At 57.6% G+C, this 16291-nt stretch carries 16 protein-coding genes, 1 tRNA gene and 2 riboswitches; of the genes, 8 read left to right on the plus strand and 9 right to left on the minus strand.

Annotation, left to right across the window (positions count from 1 at the left end; translation table 11 throughout):
• Positions 1 to 13: 13 nt before the first annotated feature.
• Both sucC and pcrA read right to left on the minus strand, forming a co-directional pair.
• Positions 14 to 1186: an ADP-forming succinate--CoA ligase subunit beta gene (gene sucC / locus AC6CHO_RS12840; RefSeq protein ID WP_060700713.1), complete on the minus strand. Its 1173-nt coding sequence runs from the start codon at positions 1184 to 1186 to the stop codon at positions 14 to 16.
• Between the two features lie 241 nt (positions 1187 to 1427).
• Entirely contained in the window at positions 1428 to 3806 is a 2379-nt protein-coding gene (gene pcrA / locus AC6CHO_RS12845; RefSeq protein ID WP_498215442.1) for a DNA helicase PcrA, read from the minus strand.
• A gap of 83 nt (positions 3807 to 3889) precedes the next feature.
• On the opposite strand from pcrA, the gene AC6CHO_RS12850 reads away from it, so the two are divergent.
• Complete coding sequence (locus AC6CHO_RS12850) at positions 3890 to 4552, plus strand: hypothetical protein (protein ID WP_498215444.1); 663 nt, start codon at positions 3890 to 3892, stop codon at positions 4550 to 4552.
• A gap of 65 nt (positions 4553 to 4617) precedes the next feature.
• Positions 4618 to 4691, plus strand: a tRNA-Arg gene (locus AC6CHO_RS12855).
• A gap of 139 nt (positions 4692 to 4830) precedes the next feature.
• On the opposite strand, the gene AC6CHO_RS12860 is transcribed toward AC6CHO_RS12855, so the two are convergent.
• The gene (locus AC6CHO_RS12860) at positions 4831 to 6060 is read right to left on the minus strand and encodes an ROK family transcriptional regulator (protein WP_060700703.1); all 1230 of its coding nucleotides are present in this window, start codon (positions 6058 to 6060) and stop codon (positions 4831 to 4833) included.
• A gap of 187 nt (positions 6061 to 6247) precedes the next feature.
• Here AC6CHO_RS12860 and AC6CHO_RS12865 point away from each other — a divergent pair, with 187 nt between their 5' ends.
• Positions 6248 to 6658, plus strand: coding sequence for an NUDIX hydrolase (locus AC6CHO_RS12865; protein ID WP_498215446.1), 411 nt, complete (start codon positions 6248 to 6250; stop codon positions 6656 to 6658).
• 45 nt (positions 6659 to 6703) lie between these two features.
• Here AC6CHO_RS12865 and AC6CHO_RS12870 read toward each other — a convergent pair whose 3' ends face one another.
• The 4 genes from AC6CHO_RS12870 to AC6CHO_RS12885 form a co-directional block, all read right to left on the minus strand.
• Entirely contained in the window at positions 6704 to 7198 is a 495-nt protein-coding gene (locus tag AC6CHO_RS12870; protein ID WP_060700701.1) for an HNH endonuclease, read from the minus strand.
• A 239-nt stretch (positions 7199 to 7437) separates the two neighbouring features.
• Positions 7438 to 8169, minus strand: a complete 732-nt coding sequence (locus tag AC6CHO_RS12875; protein ID WP_498215448.1) for a C40 family peptidase — start codon at positions 8167 to 8169, stop codon at positions 7438 to 7440.
• A gap of 103 nt (positions 8170 to 8272) precedes the next feature.
• Positions 8273 to 8443: riboswitch (cyclic di-AMP (ydaO/yuaA leader) on the minus strand.
• A 123-nt stretch (positions 8444 to 8566) separates the two neighbouring features.
• Positions 8567 to 9613: a M23 family metallopeptidase gene (locus AC6CHO_RS12880; RefSeq protein ID WP_498215450.1), complete on the minus strand. Its 1047-nt coding sequence runs from the start codon at positions 9611 to 9613 to the stop codon at positions 8567 to 8569.
• A gap of 4 nt (positions 9614 to 9617) precedes the next feature.
• A riboswitch (cyclic di-AMP (ydaO/yuaA leader) is annotated at positions 9618 to 9783 on the minus strand.
• A gap of 91 nt (positions 9784 to 9874) precedes the next feature.
• Positions 9875 to 10573 (minus strand): iron-dependent transcriptional repressor DtxR, encoded by a 699-nt coding sequence (locus tag AC6CHO_RS12885; RefSeq protein ID WP_060700698.1) that lies wholly within the window; start codon positions 10571 to 10573, stop codon positions 9875 to 9877.
• Positions 10574 to 10834: 261 nt separating this feature from the next.
• On the opposite strand from AC6CHO_RS12885, the gene serC reads away from it, so the two are divergent.
• Entirely contained in the window at positions 10835 to 11956 is a 1122-nt protein-coding gene (gene serC, locus AC6CHO_RS12890) for a phosphoserine transaminase (RefSeq protein ID WP_444660807.1), read from the plus strand.
• A 68-nt stretch (positions 11957 to 12024) separates the two neighbouring features.
• Here serC and AC6CHO_RS12895 read toward each other — a convergent pair whose 3' ends face one another.
• Together AC6CHO_RS12895 and AC6CHO_RS12900 are read right to left on the minus strand one after the other, a co-directional pair.
• Positions 12025 to 12642, minus strand: a complete 618-nt coding sequence (locus tag AC6CHO_RS12895; protein ID WP_498215452.1) for a DUF3027 domain-containing protein — start codon at positions 12640 to 12642, stop codon at positions 12025 to 12027.
• 3 nt (positions 12643 to 12645) lie between these two features.
• Positions 12646 to 13029: a cold-shock protein gene (locus AC6CHO_RS12900; RefSeq protein ID WP_060703278.1), complete on the minus strand. Its 384-nt coding sequence runs from the start codon at positions 13027 to 13029 to the stop codon at positions 12646 to 12648.
• Positions 13030 to 13282: 253 nt separating this feature from the next.
• Here AC6CHO_RS12900 and AC6CHO_RS12905 point away from each other — a divergent pair, with 253 nt between their 5' ends.
• The 4 genes from AC6CHO_RS12905 (at position 13283) to AC6CHO_RS12920 (ending at position 16253) form a co-directional block, all read left to right on the plus strand.
• Positions 13283 to 13501, plus strand: coding sequence for a hypothetical protein (locus tag AC6CHO_RS12905; protein ID WP_444660809.1), 219 nt, complete (start codon positions 13283 to 13285; stop codon positions 13499 to 13501).
• Positions 13502 to 13560: 59 nt separating this feature from the next.
• The gene (locus tag AC6CHO_RS12910; RefSeq protein WP_498215454.1) at positions 13561 to 14271 is read left to right on the plus strand and encodes a response regulator transcription factor; all 711 of its coding nucleotides are present in this window, start codon (positions 13561 to 13563) and stop codon (positions 14269 to 14271) included.
• A 73-nt stretch (positions 14272 to 14344) separates the two neighbouring features.
• Positions 14345 to 15838, plus strand: coding sequence for a sensor histidine kinase (locus AC6CHO_RS12915; protein ID WP_498215456.1), 1494 nt, complete (start codon positions 14345 to 14347; stop codon positions 15836 to 15838).
• A 124-nt stretch (positions 15839 to 15962) separates the two neighbouring features.
• Positions 15963 to 16253 carry a WXG100 family type VII secretion target gene (locus AC6CHO_RS12920; RefSeq protein ID WP_022874761.1) on the plus strand — a complete coding sequence of 97 codons (291 nt, stop codon included), beginning with the start codon at positions 15963 to 15965 and terminating at the stop codon, positions 16251 to 16253.
• Positions 16254 to 16291: the final 38 nt, after the last annotated feature.

Consider the following 16291-nt stretch of genomic DNA (forward strand, 5'->3'; position numbering starts at 1 on the left):
TCGCTTATCCCTCTTACTTCGCTGCGTTGGCGAGCTCGGCAGCCTTGTCGGCGCCCTCATCCATGGTTGCTGCCAGGGTGACCAACGGGTGGTTGGCCTGGGCCAAGATGGCACGACCCTCTTCAACGTTGTTGCCGTCCAGGCGGACAACCAGTGGCTTGTTCGCCGAGTCGCCCAGGGTGTTCAGCGCGCCAACGATGCCGTTTGCGACAGCGTCACAAGCGGTGATGCCGCCGAAGACGTTGACGAAGACCGACTTGACCTGTGGGTCGTTCAGGATGACGTCCAGGCCGTTGGCCATGACCTCAGCCGAAGCTCCACCACCGATGTCAAGGAAGTTGGCAGGCTTGACCGAACCGTGGTTCTCGCCAGCGTAGGCAACGACGTCCAGGGTGGACATAACCAGGCCAGCACCGTTACCGATGATGCCTACTTCGCCGTCCAGCTTGACGTAGTTCAGGCCAGCAGCCTTTGCCTTGGCTTCCAGTGGATCGGCTGCGCCCTTGTCTTCCAGCTCTTCGTGAGCTGGGTGGCGAACCTCGGAAGCGTTGTCATCCAGGGAGACCTTGCCGTCCAGCGCAACGATGTCGCCGGCGCCGGTCTTCACCAGTGGGTTGACCTCAACGAGGGTTGCGTCTTCTTCCTTGAAAACAACCCAAAGCTTCTGGATGGTTTCTGCAACCTTGGCACGCAGCTCTTCTGGGAAGTTTGCGGTCTCAACGATTTCGGCAGCCTTGGCTGCGTCGATGCCAACGATTGGGTCCACTGCGACCTTGGCCAGAGCCTCTGGGCGCTCAACTGCGAGCACCTCGATCTCCATGCCGCCTTCAACCGAGCACATTGCAAGGTAGTTGCGGTTTGCACGGTCCAGCAGCACCGAGAAGTAGAACTCCTCAGCGATGTCCGCGCCCTGAGCGATCATGACCTTGTTAACGGTGTGGCCCTTGATGTCCATACCGAGAATGTTGGATGCGTGCTCAAAAGCCTCATCGGCGGTCTTAGCGACCTTAACGCCGCCAGCCTTGCCACGGCCACCGACCTTGACCTGTGCCTTTACTACAACAACGCCGCCGATCTTCTCAGCTGCGGCTTTGGCTTCTTCCGGGGTGTAAGCGACGATACCGGCAAGCACGGGAACGCCGTGTGCCTCAAATAGATCGCGCGCCTGGTACTCATACAGGTCCACGGGTTTGTGTCCTTCGTTCGAAGTTCATGCTGACTCGCGGCATGGCCATGGACCGAAATCCATCCCATACCTAAGAGAGCGCACCGCAACAAACGGACGTCATAAGGCGCCGTAGCCCGTGCGCACCTCTCAGACTATCCCGACTTCCGCAAAGTTCCCACTTTTACAACACGTAGAGAAACCGCGGGATTACGCCGAGAACCAAGTAAATGTGACGAAGAAAACTCGGTCTCCCAGTTGACTACTCGACGATTTCAAGCGGCGCGTAGCGCAGCAGCAACCGCTTTTCAGAATCAGGGAACTGGACCTTGGCCACGGTCTTGTCGCCGGAGCCTTCCAAAGCAATAACAGTTCCCAAGCCAAAGGCCGAATGCTTGACCGATTGGCCGACCTTCGGAACGGTGATGTCCTTATTTTGCACCACGCGTTGTTTGGAAACCGGGGCCGCGTTATGCCCGCGCTGTGGCGTGCTGCCAGAAGTTCCGGCGCCCCAGTGACTTCCACGCTCATATCTGCTCGTGGCGAAATTCACCGCTGCGTTACCAAAGCCGAAGCCCATTCCGCCGCCAGATCCTTCGCGCTTCCAGTCAATCAGCTCGCTCGGAACCTCTTCAAGGAACTGGCTCGCAGGGTTGTATTGGGCCTGCCCCCAGAGGCTGCGCTGTTCAGCGCGGGTCAGGTACAGGCGTTCGCGGGCACGGGTCAGCCCGACATAGGCCAAGCGGCGCTCTTCTGCCAGTTCCTTTTCATCGGTCATCGAACGCTGATGCGGGAATACGCCATGCTCCATACCGGTCAGGAATACGACAGGGAATTCCAAGCCCTTGGCCGTGTGCAGGGTCATCAACGTGACCATGCCTTCTTGCGCGGCCATGGCAGCGCCTTCGTCATCGCTCGGAGCCTCGGGAATCTGATCAGCGTCGGCGACCAGGGCCACCCGTTCCAAGAATCCAGCCAGTCCGCCTTCAGGATCTTCGTTGACGAAGTCCCGGACCACGGCGACCAGCTCGGCCAAGTTCTCGACCCGGGATTCATCCTGGGGGTCTGTCGACAACCGCAGGTTCTCCAGGTAGCCGGTCTGTTCCAGCACCGCTTCGAGCGCTTCAGCCGGGCCGGATCCTTCGGCAACGGTTTGCAGGTCATCAATCAGCGAAACAAAAGCAGCGGTCATCTTGATGCCGCGGGTACCCAAGCCGGGTGCTTCATCCGAACGGCGCAGGGCATCCATAAAGGAAATGCGTTCCCGGTCTGCCAGCGCTGCAACGGCGCCTTCAGCGCGATCCCCGATGCCGCGCTTTGGCTCGTTGAGGATACGCCGGACATTAATGTCGTCCTCCGGGTTCACCAGAACGCGCAGGTAGGCCAACGCATCCTTGATTTCCTTGCGGTCGTAGAACCTGGTTCCGCCTACAACGCGGTATTTAAGGTCAACGCGCATCAGTTGTTCTTCCAACGCGCGCGATTGGGCGTTGGTGCGGTAGAAGATCGCCACGTCGCCGGGACGAACATCGTTTTCGTCGTTGAGCCGCAGGATCTCCTCAGCGATCCACCGTGCCTCGTCGGATTCCGATTCACCGACGTAGCCCGTGATCTGTTCGCCGTCGCCACTCGCAGTCCACAGCCGCTTGTCGTTGCGGTCCGGGTTGCGCTTGATGACTTCGTTGGCCGCGGAAAGGATCGTCTGCGTAGAGCGGTAATTTTGCTCCAGCTTGATCGTTGCAGCGTTGGGATAGTCTTTTTCAAATTCGATGATGTTGCGGATATCTGCGCCACGGAATGCGTAAATAGACTGGTCAGAGTCACCAACTACCGTCAGCTCACCAGGTGTCGTCTCCCCTTCGATCCCGGTCAGCTCGCGGATCAGCGAATACTGGGCGTGGTTTGTATCTTGGTATTCGTCAATCAGCACGTGGCGGAATCGACGCCGGTAGTTGTCGGCGACCCTTGGGAAGGCCCTGAACATGAAGACCACCTGGCCGATAAGGTCGTCGAAGTCGAGCGCATTGGCCGAACGCATCCGCCGGGTGTAGCCGCGGTAGACCTCGGCGACGGCCCGGGAAAACGGGTCGTTGGTGTTAATGGTCGATGCATAGTCTTCGTCGTCGATGAGTTCGTTCTTCAACGAGGAAATTTTGTGCGCGATGGCCTTGGGAGTGAATCGCTTCGGGTCGATTTCCAAGGACTTGGCCACCAGGGTGATCAACCGGAGGGAATCGGTTGAATCATAGATGGAAAAGTTCGACTTAAGGCCAATGGTTGCGGCTTCACGACGGAGGATGCGAACGCACGAAGAGTGGAACGTTGAGATCCACATTTTTTTGGCTTGCTCTTCCCCGATCAGCTCCGCAGCTCGCTCGCGCATTTCTGCGGCGGCCTTGTTGGTGAAGGTAATTGCCAGGATCTCATGGGGGCGTGCACGACCCGTGGCCAATAGATAGGCAATACGGTGCGTGAGAACACGGGTTTTTCCCGATCCGGCTCCTGCCACGATCAGCAAGGGACCGCCGGCGTAGCGGACGGCTTCTTCCTGCTGCGGATTCATGCCCTGCAGTAGGTCCTCTGCACTGGGCATTACCTGCGGTGTGGTGTCGGCGGCGAAATCATCAAAAAGAAAATCCATGATGTAGCCAGTCTACGTGGCGCTGCAGACACTTTCAGTGCTTGCAGAAAAGTACCGGTCCAGGCACAGGCATAATGGACTATATGGCAAAGCAGGTCAAAAAAACCAAAGAGTATCGCAAGCCTGGTCACTTCAATAACCAGCAACCCGCGTCGTCCGACGCTGCGGTAGCGCGACCCACGACCAAGATTGACTCACAGGAAAACAAGTCAAACCCGATGATCCTCATCTCGGTTGGTCTGGTTGTCTGTTTGGCGCTCTTCACGTACTACCACTTGCTCACCATGTTCCAAATGAAGGATTTGAGTGATGCGTTGTCCATGCCTGATCAGCGGATCTTCGGATACACCGTGGCAGATATCGAGGCGCTGCGAGGTGCAATGGATCCGGATGCCGTGGGGCAGTTGAATTACCTGCACAAGACCGCAGGTTTCCTCTTTCCGATGTTCACAGCCGTCTTCTCGATGCTGCTGTTCATCCGCTGGATTCCTAATCGACAAACGCGTTGGCTGGCGTGGTTGGCCCCACTAGGCTTCGCTGTTGCTGATATTTGGGAGAACTTCGCCATCGACGCACTTTTCAACCATGATCTCAGCGCAGGTGCAGTCTTGCTCGCTTCAATTTTGACTACGGTCCGCTGGGCGCTGCTGATTATTACCGCTGGTCTCGTCATCGGGCTGGGTGCTGTCCGAGCGAATCGAGGGCTGAAGCGCAAGATGCTGGCAATTCGTGAGGGCACTAGCTAGGTGGCTACGTGAAATTTACCCTCAGCATCCTTGTAGGATAGTGTTGTTGGTGTTTTCACGCCCATGCCTCTGTAGCTCAGTAGGATAGAGCGACCCTCTCCTAAAGGGTAGGCCGTCGGTTCGATTCCGGCCAGGGGCACAAATGGAGCTTTGCTCCCAGATTCATTCTGGCAGCAAAGCTCTTTTGGTATCTCCATACTTTTTCGCTACTTGCTCGTGACACCAAATAAGGGCACGTCCGATAGAAACGTACCCTTACTTGGTTATGACTAAGCGGTTTAGCGAAGTAGCAATGCTGTTGCTTTTGGCGACAACGAAGCATCCATAACTACGCAAGCGCCACCGACGGCACCAACATTCGAACGAAGTTCGGAAGTGCGAGTCTCAATCTCGTGAACTCCTCGTAGCGCAAAGCGGCGCTCGATAGCCTCCCGGACCTCGTCCTCGACTAGTTCGCGTACCTTGTCCCACTGCGGGCCACCGAAAACGACCTCGCGGACGTCGAGCGAATTGGCGAGCTGTCCTGCAACTTCGGCAACCATGGTCATGGTTTCAGAAACCAGTTCCTTGGCGACCTTGTTGCCTTCATGGGCCAATTCGTACAGGCGGTTCATGCCTTCAGCGCGCTGTTCCGGGCCAACGATTTCGTATGTTGGCAGCTCCAGACCGCGTTCCTTGGCCTGGTTGGAAATGTATTCGTACGAAGTGCCTGCTGCCAAGCAGTCATCAGCGCCGCATTCTTCACACGTGAACGATTTGTGGCCGGTGGAGTAATGTCCGATTTCACCTGCGTTGTTGCTGGCGCCGTGGTGCACGTCGTTGTTCAAGACAAGGCCAGCGCCAAAGCCATGGCCGCAGTAGATGAAGACGAAGTCGTTGTTCTTCTCTTCCTTGGATTGCCACAGCTCGCCCACGGCCGATGCAATGGTGTCCTTTTCGATGATGACCTGCAGACGCAGAAGCTTGCGCAGCGGGTTGACCAGTTCAACGTCGGCCCAACCGTCCAGTAGCGGCGGGTTGAGAACCACGCCGTCTTCGACGTTGACTGGACCTGGCACGGCGATGCCGACGCCAACGATGTGCTTCTTTGGAATGCGGATTTCAGCGATCAGTTCCTTGACCGTGGTGGCCATCAGCTGGATGGTCTCCGCTGCAACTTCCAAGTTGGGAACTTCGATGCGGCGTTCGCGCAAGACCTCGCCGCGGAGGTTCATTGCTACGAAGCTCAGAACGCTGGGGTCAAGGTGGATGCCAATGGAGACCAAACGGTTGCCTTCAAGCTCCAGAACGGTGCGAGGCTTACCTGGGCCGGATACAATCGTGCGGTCTTCTCGAACGATTCCGTCATCCAACAGACGTCGCACAACGTTCGAAATGGTCTGTGGAGACAGACCGGTAGATCCTGCCAGCTCGACACGGCTGATTCCCTCAGGCGCGCGTCGAATCGATTCAAGAATGACCGCTTGGTTGAAGTCTCCCAAACGGCCTAGATTTGTACCCCGTCGCATTATTGCTCCATTGTTCTGTAAATTAGATGGATCGATCTTCCTGTTCCAATATTCTTGGTAGCTATGAGCCTGTGGTCTAATTACTGCGAGTAAGGCGACCGCGCATAAACTACAACTAAAAACGTTGGAGATCCATTTAAGCACGTTACCACCAATGTCGTTTGGATACACACGATATTGTGTTTTGGTGAAGAAAAATTTGACGATATCAGCGGTATGTTTAATCAACAACCAAGGACAAATCCTCTTGGTGCGGAAACGCGGCACTTCGAAATTCATGCAGCCTGGCGGAAAACCGGAGTTTGGAGAATCGCCGTTACAAACTGTCATTCGAGAAATTCAGGAAGAGCTGGGCATCCAATTTGCAGCCGAGGATCTGGACTTCAACGGCGTCTGGGTTGGCCCGGCGGCCAATGAGGATCAGACCTCTATTCACGCATCGTTATTTACTGCGCACTACGACGGCACGCTGTCGCCTCTAGCGGAGCTCGAAGAACTGTTGTGGATCATGCCGGAAGATGCCATGAAGCGAGATGATTTGGCACCGCTGCTGCGTGAGCACGTACTCCCCCAGCTCATCAAGCGAGCCAGCAGCTGATCAATGGCGCGTTCTGGCCCTACAGCAGCATGTGGCCCGACGGCTCTAGCTTGCTTGCAGGAATTCGTCCCACGCGGCATCGATATGTTGGAGCCCGGATACAAGATGGCCGCCCATCCGCGGCCGATGCGGTGTAATGCGCAACTGCCAGCCCAGCTGGGAGAGCATCTTGTCAGCCTTGCGGCTGTTGCAGTGCAGGCATGCAGCAACGAGGTTCTCCCAAGTGTTCTTGCCTCCCCTGCTCCGTGGAATGACATGGTCGATCGTATTGGCGGACTTTCCGCAGTAGGCACAGGTGTAGGCATCACGACGCAAAACGCCCCTACGCGTGACATGAAGCATGTCGCGGTAGGGGCGTCGTACATAGCGTTTTAAGACAATGACGGTTGGTCTGGGTAACTGTCCGTGTGAGCTGCGAACAGGCGAGCCTTCGTCCTGGAGAACGATGGTCGCCTTGTCGGCCATGACCATCAACAGTGCTCGTCGGAAAGTCACGACGGCTAAGGGCTCGTATCCTGCGTTTAAAACCAGTGTTCGCATGCTTGGTACTTCCTTCTTGAACCGATAGCTACCATCTGGCATTGATGGAGCTCGCGTTCTAATCGGAGTGTCTCTACTCGCTAGCCTATTCGATTACTTTGCTAGTTAGTGAGCATCCGAGAAAGAAATCAAGCGTTTTTCACTTCCCAGCCTTGTGCAGTTCACCTGTTTTGACGTTTAAACGAACATAGGCCATCGAACGATTGATTCGTTCGATGGCCTATGAAAAGCTGTGAAAATTAGCCAGCCAAGGTGTAGTAGCCGTACAGCGGGTTGCGGGTTACCGAACCGACAATGGTGTCCACGGTTGGGTTCTGCGCGCCGATCATCTGGCCTCCGCCCAGGTAGATGCCGACGTGGCCGCCACCGTTCTGGAAGACCAGGTCGCCTGGCTTAGGGTTGCTGGTGCGCTTGAACTGGCCGGATCCGAGGATGGCCGAAGTTCCGCGGGCAATGTTGATGCCGTGCTGCGCGTATACATACTTGACGAAGCCGGAGCAGTCCCAGCCGCCAGGAGTGTTGCCGCCCCAAACGTATGGAACGCCAACATACTTGGCAGCAGTTGCTGCGATGCCGGAAAGGTTCGAGGTCTGTACCGGAGTTTCGGTTTTCACCTCGGCCTTTGGCTGAGTTGCTTCGCTTGGCTGGGTACGGCCGGCGCGGCTATCGCGGGTCATAGGAGCCATCGGGTCCGTAGTAGCGGAGTCGCTGCTGGTGGTTGGCTCAACGTTGTTGGCCACGGCGATGACGACTGGCTTTGGCTTCTCCTTAGCGGTGAAGCTTGCACGCTCGATGTCGACCGAAGCGTCCTTGTCAGCAGAAACGCTAACCGACTTGACTGCAACGCGCTCGGGGTTGATGGTGTCAACTGGCGATGCCGAAACATCGCGTGGGGCAGAAGCCTGACCTGGAACACCCAGGGCAACGATCAAACCCGATGCTGCAGCAACTACTGCCGCCTGACGGCCCACTGAACCAGCGTTCGAAGATACAGCCTGCGAAATCGCTTCTAGCGAGTTAGTGCGTGGTACGTCAGCACGGCGACGCCCATGAGTATGACTCTTGGTCACTATTATTGCCTCTCCTTGATACCTACGAGGTAAGCTGTCGGGTTCGAAGTGGAGTTACCTCGGTGGATTCGAAGTTTCCTTCTCTATCCACTTCACCCCTAGGGTTATTAGCCAAAGCTAAAGACCCGATGATGGTTCCCCCGCCACTGCCGTACGAGTTGTGTATAACTGCTCATTGCGTGTTGGCAGTGCTCGGTTCTCACGCAAAGTTGCCCAGGGTTTCCCATGGCACGGATATAAGCCTATAGGATGATTTTTGAAATGTCACGTTTTGATCACGGAATAGTGACGAACGTCGTTATAACCATCCGGCTGGGTCTTTGAACTGCCCGTCGACGATCACTTCAAAGTGCACGTGGGGCCCAGTTGAGTTTCCCGTGGTGCCGGCCAACGCAATGACGTCGCCACGCTTAACGTGGTCGCCAACCTTAACCAGTACCTTGCTGTTGTGGCTGTAGCCGGTCTCTAGTCCGCTTCCGTGATCCAGAGTGACTCGGTTGCCCGAATGTCCAGCCCAACCAGCAACTTCAACAACACCATCTGCTGCAGCGTAGACCTTGGTTCCGCTGGGAACACCGTAGTCGGTCCCACTGTGGATCATGTACCCAGCCCCGGTTGGGTTCTTGCGATGCCCGAAGGTCGAGGTAATTCGCTGAGTGGTCACCGGCGCGGAAAGCAAACCAGCAGTTTCCTTGATGCTCGTGATGTCGCCACCCGAGGCAGTCATGATGTCCGAGAACTTCTCTTCGCTCTTGACCTCTGGGCTCAGCTTCGAGGACAACGCGGCACGTTCCACGGACAGCTCCGCAGCGTTGCCCGGAGCCTTCACGTCAACAACGGCCGAGGTCGCAGTGCGCTCAGCGGCGGCAACTGCCTTGTCCTCTTCGCCAGTATTACCTGACAGCTGTGGCGCAACAGCAGCCAAGGCCAAACCGGAAACCGCAGCGACCGCAGCGACCTTGTGGGTAAACCCAAGGCGGCTGGTCTTGCGGGCTTTCGCCTTGACACTGGCGATGAATTCAACGTTGCTCGATGCCTGGACCGGAGCCGGGCTGGAAGCCTGGACCTCTACAGCGCCAGGCAGAGCGACAACATTGCCGTCCGTGGCCTTATGCGCCAGCTCTTTTTGGGTTGGGGCAACACCGTAGCGCTGTAGCGAGTCGAAACGTCGACCCACGAAATCTGCATGAACCGGCGTAGCCGGGCTAATAGTTGGGACAGCTTCAGCGGCGCGTGACGCGCGGCGTCCACTCGTGCGCTGGGTTGCCGAAGCAGCGATCTCGGTGATCACATCAGCCTCGGTGCCAGCAGCGCGACGTCGTCCCGCAGTCTTGGTTTCTACCAAAACATTCCTCTCACTGTTGCGCCTACGAAGTTAGCTGTCGGGTTCGGTTCTGGAGAATGAACCGGCCTGCATCAAGCAGAGCTTCACCCCAAGGCGCTTGCACGCCGAAGTAGTGGGTCCCCCGTTGTTGCCCTCAAATACTGGTAACCGACTTCCGGCGCAGGGCAACACTAGGCGGTCGCGACGGAGTCGGGCGATGCCGGTTAGATCGACGGCATCAGTCATTAACGTTACCGGTCATCCGGGAAAGTTACAATTTCGTTATCTTTTTTGAGCCCGCACAAATACGTGGCCGCTAACCTCGACTGGCAGCTCCAAGGCACCTTCGATACCCTGCACGCGGACCACTACGTAATCATCTGCTCGTTCCAAAGTGACAATTGCTCCAGGCCGAATTCCGCCTTCGTTCAGTTGTCCGAGCAGGATTGGGTCTGTTTGGATCGGCTCAGCCAAGCGCTCAATGGCCACCGGGCCTATATTCCCCGCGAGCAGCGCGTCATCCAGATTCTGGACTTCATATGAGATTTCAGCCACACTAGGCCCGCCAAGGACCTCCAGGCCTGGGATCGGGTTGCCATAAGGAGACACCGTCGGCTTGCCCAGCAGGTCATAGAGACGGCGCTCCACACGCTCGCTCATGACGTGCTCCCAGCGGCAAGCCTCATCATGAACATATTCCCAGTCCAAGCCGATCATGTCCGAGAGCAAGCGCTCCGCTAACCGATGCTTACGCATCACGCTCGTTGCCAATTCGTGACCTTTTTCAGTCAGCGCAAGATGGCGGTCTGAAGATACGACCACCAAGCCATCGCGTTCCATGCGGGCTACAGTCTGGGACACGGTTGGACCCGAGTGGCCAAGACGTTCTGCAATTCGGGCGCGCAAAGCCACGATCTCCTCTTCTTGAAGTTCAAGAATGGTACGCAGATACATCTCAGTTGTATCAATAAGATCAGACACAGCAGCCGCTCCTGGAAGTCACAACAGTTAAGTTCGCTCGAATAATACGTGGCGTCGATACCCCACTCTACTTGGTTTATCGGACAGAAAGCGGATGTAACCCGCCCAGCAGATTTCGTAACCGACGGTCGCGTTTTTCTCACGTGCCCTTGCTATTTGCAAAGATGTTTATTGAAACGCCACGGCCACCCTTGAATATTCCGAACCATGGGCATCGGTGGCCTGTTAGGCACTTCAATCTATCGCTACAAGAGGAGCGCGATGAGCACGGACATCAAAATTCCACAAAACCTTCTGCCCGCCGACGGTCGATTCGGTGCGGGACCTTCCAAGGTACGCGCAGAACAGGTTCAGGCCATCGCCGACGCCGGATCCAAGTTGCTGGGCACCTCCCACCGCCAGGCACCGGTCAAAAACCTCGTAGCTTCGGTTCAGGACGGCCTCAAGGAAATGTTCAACGCACCTGAGGGCTACGAAGTCCTGTTGGGCGTCGGCGGCTCCACCGCATTCTGGGATGCAGCAGCATTCAGCCTGGTCCGCTCCAAGGCGCAGCACTTGTCTTTCGGTGAATTTGGCTCGAAGTTCGCCAAGGCCACCGACAAGGCTCCATTCTTGGAATCTTCCACGATTATCGTTGGCGAGCCCGGCACCGTTCCGGAACCGGTCGCTGAAGCCGGCGTCGACGTGTACGCCTGGCCGCACAACGAGACCTCGACCGGTGCCGCGGCACCGATCAAGCGTGTTGCCGGAGCCAGCGAAGATGCCCTGATCGTCATTGACGCCACCAGCGCAGCAGGCGGCCTCGACGTGGATCTAGCCGAGACCGACGTTTACTACTTCGCTCCGCAGAAGAACTTCGCATCGGACGGAGGCCTGTGGCTGGCTTTCGTTTCCCCGGCAGCCATCGCGCGCATTGAGGAAATTGCCGCTACAGACCGCTGGATCCCAGACTTCTTGAACTTGAAGACGGCTCTGGATAACTCGCTGAAAAACCAGACGTACAACACTCCGTCGTTGACGACTCTGGTTGGCCTGGACGCCCAGATCAAGTGGATCAATTCCAACGGCGGCCTGAAGTGGGCTGCGGATCGCACCGCACAGTCCGCAGGCCTGATTCAGGCCTGGGCAGAGGCCTCCTCGATCGCCTCGCTCTATGTAGCCAACCCAGCTCACCGCTCCAACGTGATTTCCACGGTGGATTTCGATGACTCGGTAGATGCTTCGGCGATTGCCAAGGCCTTGCGCGCCAATGGCGTGGTTGACGTAGAACCGTACCGCAAGCTGGGACGCAACCAGCTGCGCATTGCCACCTTTGTGGCCATCGAGCCAAGCGATGTTGCTGCGCTGCTCAAGTGCATCGACTTTGTCATCGAACAGCTCTAGCTCGTAAAACAGCGGGAGGGGCTCCGAAGAACTGATGTTCTTCGGAGCCCCTCCCGTTGTTCAAGCTACTAGTTTTCTTTGCGCGTGCGGTTGCGCTGCGCTGCCCGGCGACGGGCCGCGGTGCGCTGCGCGGTGCGACGGCGTCGAACTTGGCGTCGCGCTGGCGACTTGTGAGGCGCGTCCTCTGATTCGGCGTCATCCGGCTCATCGGTGTCATCCAGCTCTTCGGCGTCTTGCTCCGGAGCAGGCGATGCATCACCGGCGGCTTGGCCGGATTCGGAATCCGAGTCCGAATCGGCTTCCTGTGGCTGGTCAGTTTCTGACTCGCCGGTTTCCTCCGCGGCTTCCGCGGCCTTGGCGGCTTCGATTTCTTCCTTGGCCAGCCGGTCTGCCCACGGCACCCAGGCAGGAGCCAAAAGCGAATCGTCACCAGCAATGATGCCGACTTCGCAGACGGTGAGATCCTTTACCTTGGCCCGAGGAACCCGTGCGAGGGTAGCGAACCAGGTCCATCCTTGATACCCCTTTTTATGGGAGACAAAACGATGGGTGACAAGTCGCTCACCTTCCGCCATGACCCCGAGGTGGTCGCCGACTTCTTGCGCGCTGGCGATATCGGCGAGCGCGCCGCGTGCAGCGTCCACTGCGTCGGCGAGGATGGTGTCCAACTTGGGTTTACGGGCCATTATTTATGCGTCCAGATCGTCGGCTACCGCACGAAGCACGGTAGCTACCTTCTTGCCATATGCCTGTTCAGGATAACGCCCCTTGTGCAAGCTATTGGAAACGTTGTCGAGTAACTTGATGAGATCTTCAATGAGAACTGCTTCGGCTTCGGGCTTTTTGCGCTTGGCGCGCGCCACCGAAGGAGCTTGTTCCAGCAGGCGCAAACTCAGTGCTTGAGGTCCACGGCGGCCTTCAGCGACACCAAATTCCAATCGGGTGCCAGGGCGCAAGTCATGAACGCCCTCGGGCAGCGCAGCCGCATTGACGTAAATCTCTTTGCCATCCTCTGCGGTAATAAAACCGAAGCCCTTGGCCTTTTCGTACCATTTAACCTTGCCGCTAGGCATGATCATTTACCTCGTTCGTTCTTTAGCCCAGTGCACCGCCGTGGCCTGCTCAGCGCGATGCATATTCATATGTACGATTTCGCGGAGTCACAGCCGGGGTTCTTCTTAGCTTCTTGCCGGGTACTCGACGTACGAAATCGCTTCAAGTCGTTTATCTAAGATTATGTCATCCCTGAAGCACTGAATTCATCTTTGCGCACCGAGGGTCGGCAAGACACTCTGGGCACCCCTGGTCGAGGCTAAGCTAGAAACCGTGAGCACAACATCAAAAACCATGACCCTTATTTCCCGGTTGGCAATCATCATTGCCGTCATTTCGGCTCTCGCTTTGATTGCCACGCTGGTTCTCTACTTCCAGCACATCACAATTCCGCCAGTGGTCATGGCCTTTGCTGTCTGGGGACTTCCGGTGGCCTTTCTCCTCGCCGCGGCCGTTGTCATCAGCAACATCGCCAAGCGCCGCAACATCTGAAGAACCAGAATCAGCAATCATTCAGCAGACTCCCAGACTTCTTGTGCAGACTGGGGTTCATGAGTGCAAAACCCACTGAAGCAAAACTTCTCGTTGTTGACGACGAACCGAATATCCGCGAATTGCTCTCCACGTCGCTGCGTTTCGCCGGCTTCGAGGTTGTTGCAGCTGCCAACGGACGCGAGGCACTGGCCGCGGTCGAAGCAGACGAACCGGATCTGGCGGTCCTGGATGTCATGCTCCCGGACATGGATGGCTTCACCATTACCCGCAAGCTCCGCGCGGCAGGACGCCATTTCCCGGTTCTGTTCCTCACCGCGCGTGATGACACCAGCGACAAGGTCACCGGCCTGACCGTCGGCGGCGATGACTACGTCACCAAGCCATTCAGCCTCGACGAGGTTGTGGCGCGCATCCGTGCCGTTCTGCGTCGCACCGCGAGCGGCGAAGAGGAGAATGCCACGATCGTCGTCGCCGATCTTGAGCTTGATGACGATGCCCATGAGGTGCGCCGTGCCGGAGAGATCATCGACCTGTCCCCCACGGAGTTCAAGCTGCTTCGCTACCTGATGATGAACCCCAACCGGGTGCTCTCCAAGTCGCAGATCCTGGATCATGTGTGGGAATACGACTTCAATGGCGACGCGTCAATCGTCGAGTCCTACATCTCCTACCTGCGCCGCAAGGTGGACCGTCCGGAATGGCCGGCCTTGATCCAGACCAAGCGCGGTGTCGGCTACCTGATGCGCACCCCGGATCGCCGCCAGTAATTCACGGAGGAACACGAAGGCCTTGTAAAGTCTGCATATGAAGTCGATTCGAGCCAAATGGCGCCGAACCTCTATGAGGACCAAGCTCGTCACCGTCATGCTGGGGCTGATGATCATCGCGATCTTCGCGACCGCGCTCAGTTCTTCGCATACGCTGAAGATCTCGATGACCAACCAGATCGATGATCAGCTCAATGCTTCATGGCCCACGATGGCCTACGGGCTTAACAAGGCCTACGTGAATTCCCTCGACGACAACGGCGGCTCCGACGGGAACGGGGACTTCGACCCGACCTTGCTGGGCCTCAATAGCTCCTACGCCGACATCCGTGATGAAGAAGGCAAGATCGTCTACATCATGCCGCGTTCGCGGGTGAGCCCCAGCAGCACCTCGGATCTGCCGTTGCTCAATCCCCAGCAAATCGAGCAGCTGGCAGCCAACCCCCTGGTTCCTTCCACCGTGCCCGGCAGCTTCCCCACGTCCTCCGGCTGGCGAACCATGATGGTGCCGCTGGAAAGCAGCAACCTCAACCTGTTCCTGGCTCTGCCGCTGGATACCGTGAACTCCACGGTGCGCCAGACCGCAGTGCTGGTGCTTTCTACCGGGTTGCTCGCCGCGCTGGTCATGTCCATGATCGCCTACGGCCTCACCGGCAGGTCGCTGCAGCCGTTGAACAACGTGGAGCGCACCGCCTCGATGATTGCCGCTGGAGACCTGTCCCAGCGCGTGAAGGACTATCCTTCGGAGACCGAGGTCGGCCGGCTCTCCCGTTCGCTGAACGCCATGCTGGCCCAGATTGAAAAAGCCTTCCATGACCGGGAGGCCTCTGAACGCAAGATGCGCCGCTTCATCCAGGATGCCTCGCATGAACTGCGCACTCCCCTGGTCACCATCCAGGGATACTCCGAGTTCTACCGCTACGGCGGCCTGGCGGACCCCGAAGCCATGGACTCGGCCATGGGACGCATCGAAGCCGAATCCAAGCGCATGGCCCGCCTGGTTGAGGACCTGCTCATGCTTGCCCGCCTGGATGAGCAGCGCCCTATGGAGAAGCAACCGGTGGATCTGCTGGTCCTGGGCCAGGACGCCGTGGAAGACACCAAGGTGCGGGCCCCAGACCGTGCTGTCAAGCTCGTCGGGTTGACCAGCGATCGCCCCAGCCCGGCAAGCACCGTGGGCGATGACGCTCGGATCCGCCAGATCATCGCCAATCTCCTGACCAATGCGCTGCGCTACACTCCCGAGGGCACGCCCCTGGAGATTGCCGTCGGGGTGCGTTCGCTGGTGGCCGGCGCCATGGACGCGGTCATTGAAATCAGGGACCACGGGCCCGGCATCCCAGAAGAAGATGCCAAGCGGATCTTTGAGCGCTTCTACCGCGCAGATAGCTCTCGACAGCGGGAAACCGGCGGTTCGGGCCTCGGGCTGGCCATCGTTGCTGCCATCGTCCAGCAGCATGGCGGATCGGTCGCCTTGGCTGAAACTGCCGGTGGCGGTGCCACCATGTCCATTTCCCTGCCATATGTGCCACTGATCGAACGGCCAGAGCCGGAGATCGAAGACTGAGCGCCGGACCGCACCGCGCGGTGTTATCCACATTCAGCGCGCGCTTCCCACGACGACGCTGGACGGCTTTCTAGATTGGTTGCATCGAGCTTTCGATACAGCCACCAAGGAAAGGACCAGGTCCGTGAGCACGTTCTCCACTAATACCGGCGAGATGCAGGTTAAGTCCCAGGCAGTCATGAATACCATTGATCGATTGCGCCACGAGGTCTCGACCATGCAGATGAATCTTGACCAATTGCAAAGCACCTGGCAGGGTTCAGCAGCCGCTTCATTCCAATCCATCGTTGCCGAATGGCGTTCCACGCACGTGCAGATCGAAGAGGCGCTCAGCAGCATCGCAAGCGCCTTGAATCATGCCTCGATGCAATACGAGGAAGTTGAACAGGTCAACACGTCGCTGTTCCGATACTGATCAGCAACTGCGCTGCGGCTGGTTGATCAGTAGGCTTG

The organism is Glutamicibacter sp. GQ173, assembly GCF_059759215.1.

Bases quoted from the DNA above. Each gene is read 5' to 3' on its own strand.
- pcrA (WP_498215442.1), bottom strand. From the start codon at position 3,806: ATGGATTTTCTTTTTGATGATTTCGCCGCCGACACCACACCGCAGGTA.
- AC6CHO_RS12850 (WP_498215444.1), top strand. From the start codon at position 3,890: ATGGCAAAGCAGGTCAAAAAAACCAAAGAGTATCGCAAGCCTGGTCAC.
- AC6CHO_RS12860 (WP_060700703.1), bottom strand. From the start codon at position 6,060: ATGCGACGGGGTACAAATCTAGGCCGTTTGGGAGACTTCAACCAAGCG.
- AC6CHO_RS12870 (WP_060700701.1), bottom strand. From the start codon at position 7,198: ATGCGAACACTGGTTTTAAACGCAGGATACGAGCCCTTAGCCGTCGTG.
- serC (WP_444660807.1), top strand. From the start codon at position 10,835: ATGAGCACGGACATCAAAATTCCACAAAACCTTCTGCCCGCCGACGGT.
- AC6CHO_RS12895 (WP_498215452.1), bottom strand. From the start codon at position 12,642: ATGGCCCGTAAACCCAAGTTGGACACCATCCTCGCCGACGCAGTGGAC.
- AC6CHO_RS12900 (WP_060703278.1), bottom strand. From the start codon at position 13,029: ATGCCTAGCGGCAAGGTTAAATGGTACGAAAAGGCCAAGGGCTTCGGT.
- AC6CHO_RS12910 (WP_498215454.1), top strand. From the start codon at position 13,561: ATGAGTGCAAAACCCACTGAAGCAAAACTTCTCGTTGTTGACGACGAA.
- AC6CHO_RS12915 (WP_498215456.1), top strand. From the start codon at position 14,345: ATGAGGACCAAGCTCGTCACCGTCATGCTGGGGCTGATGATCATCGCG.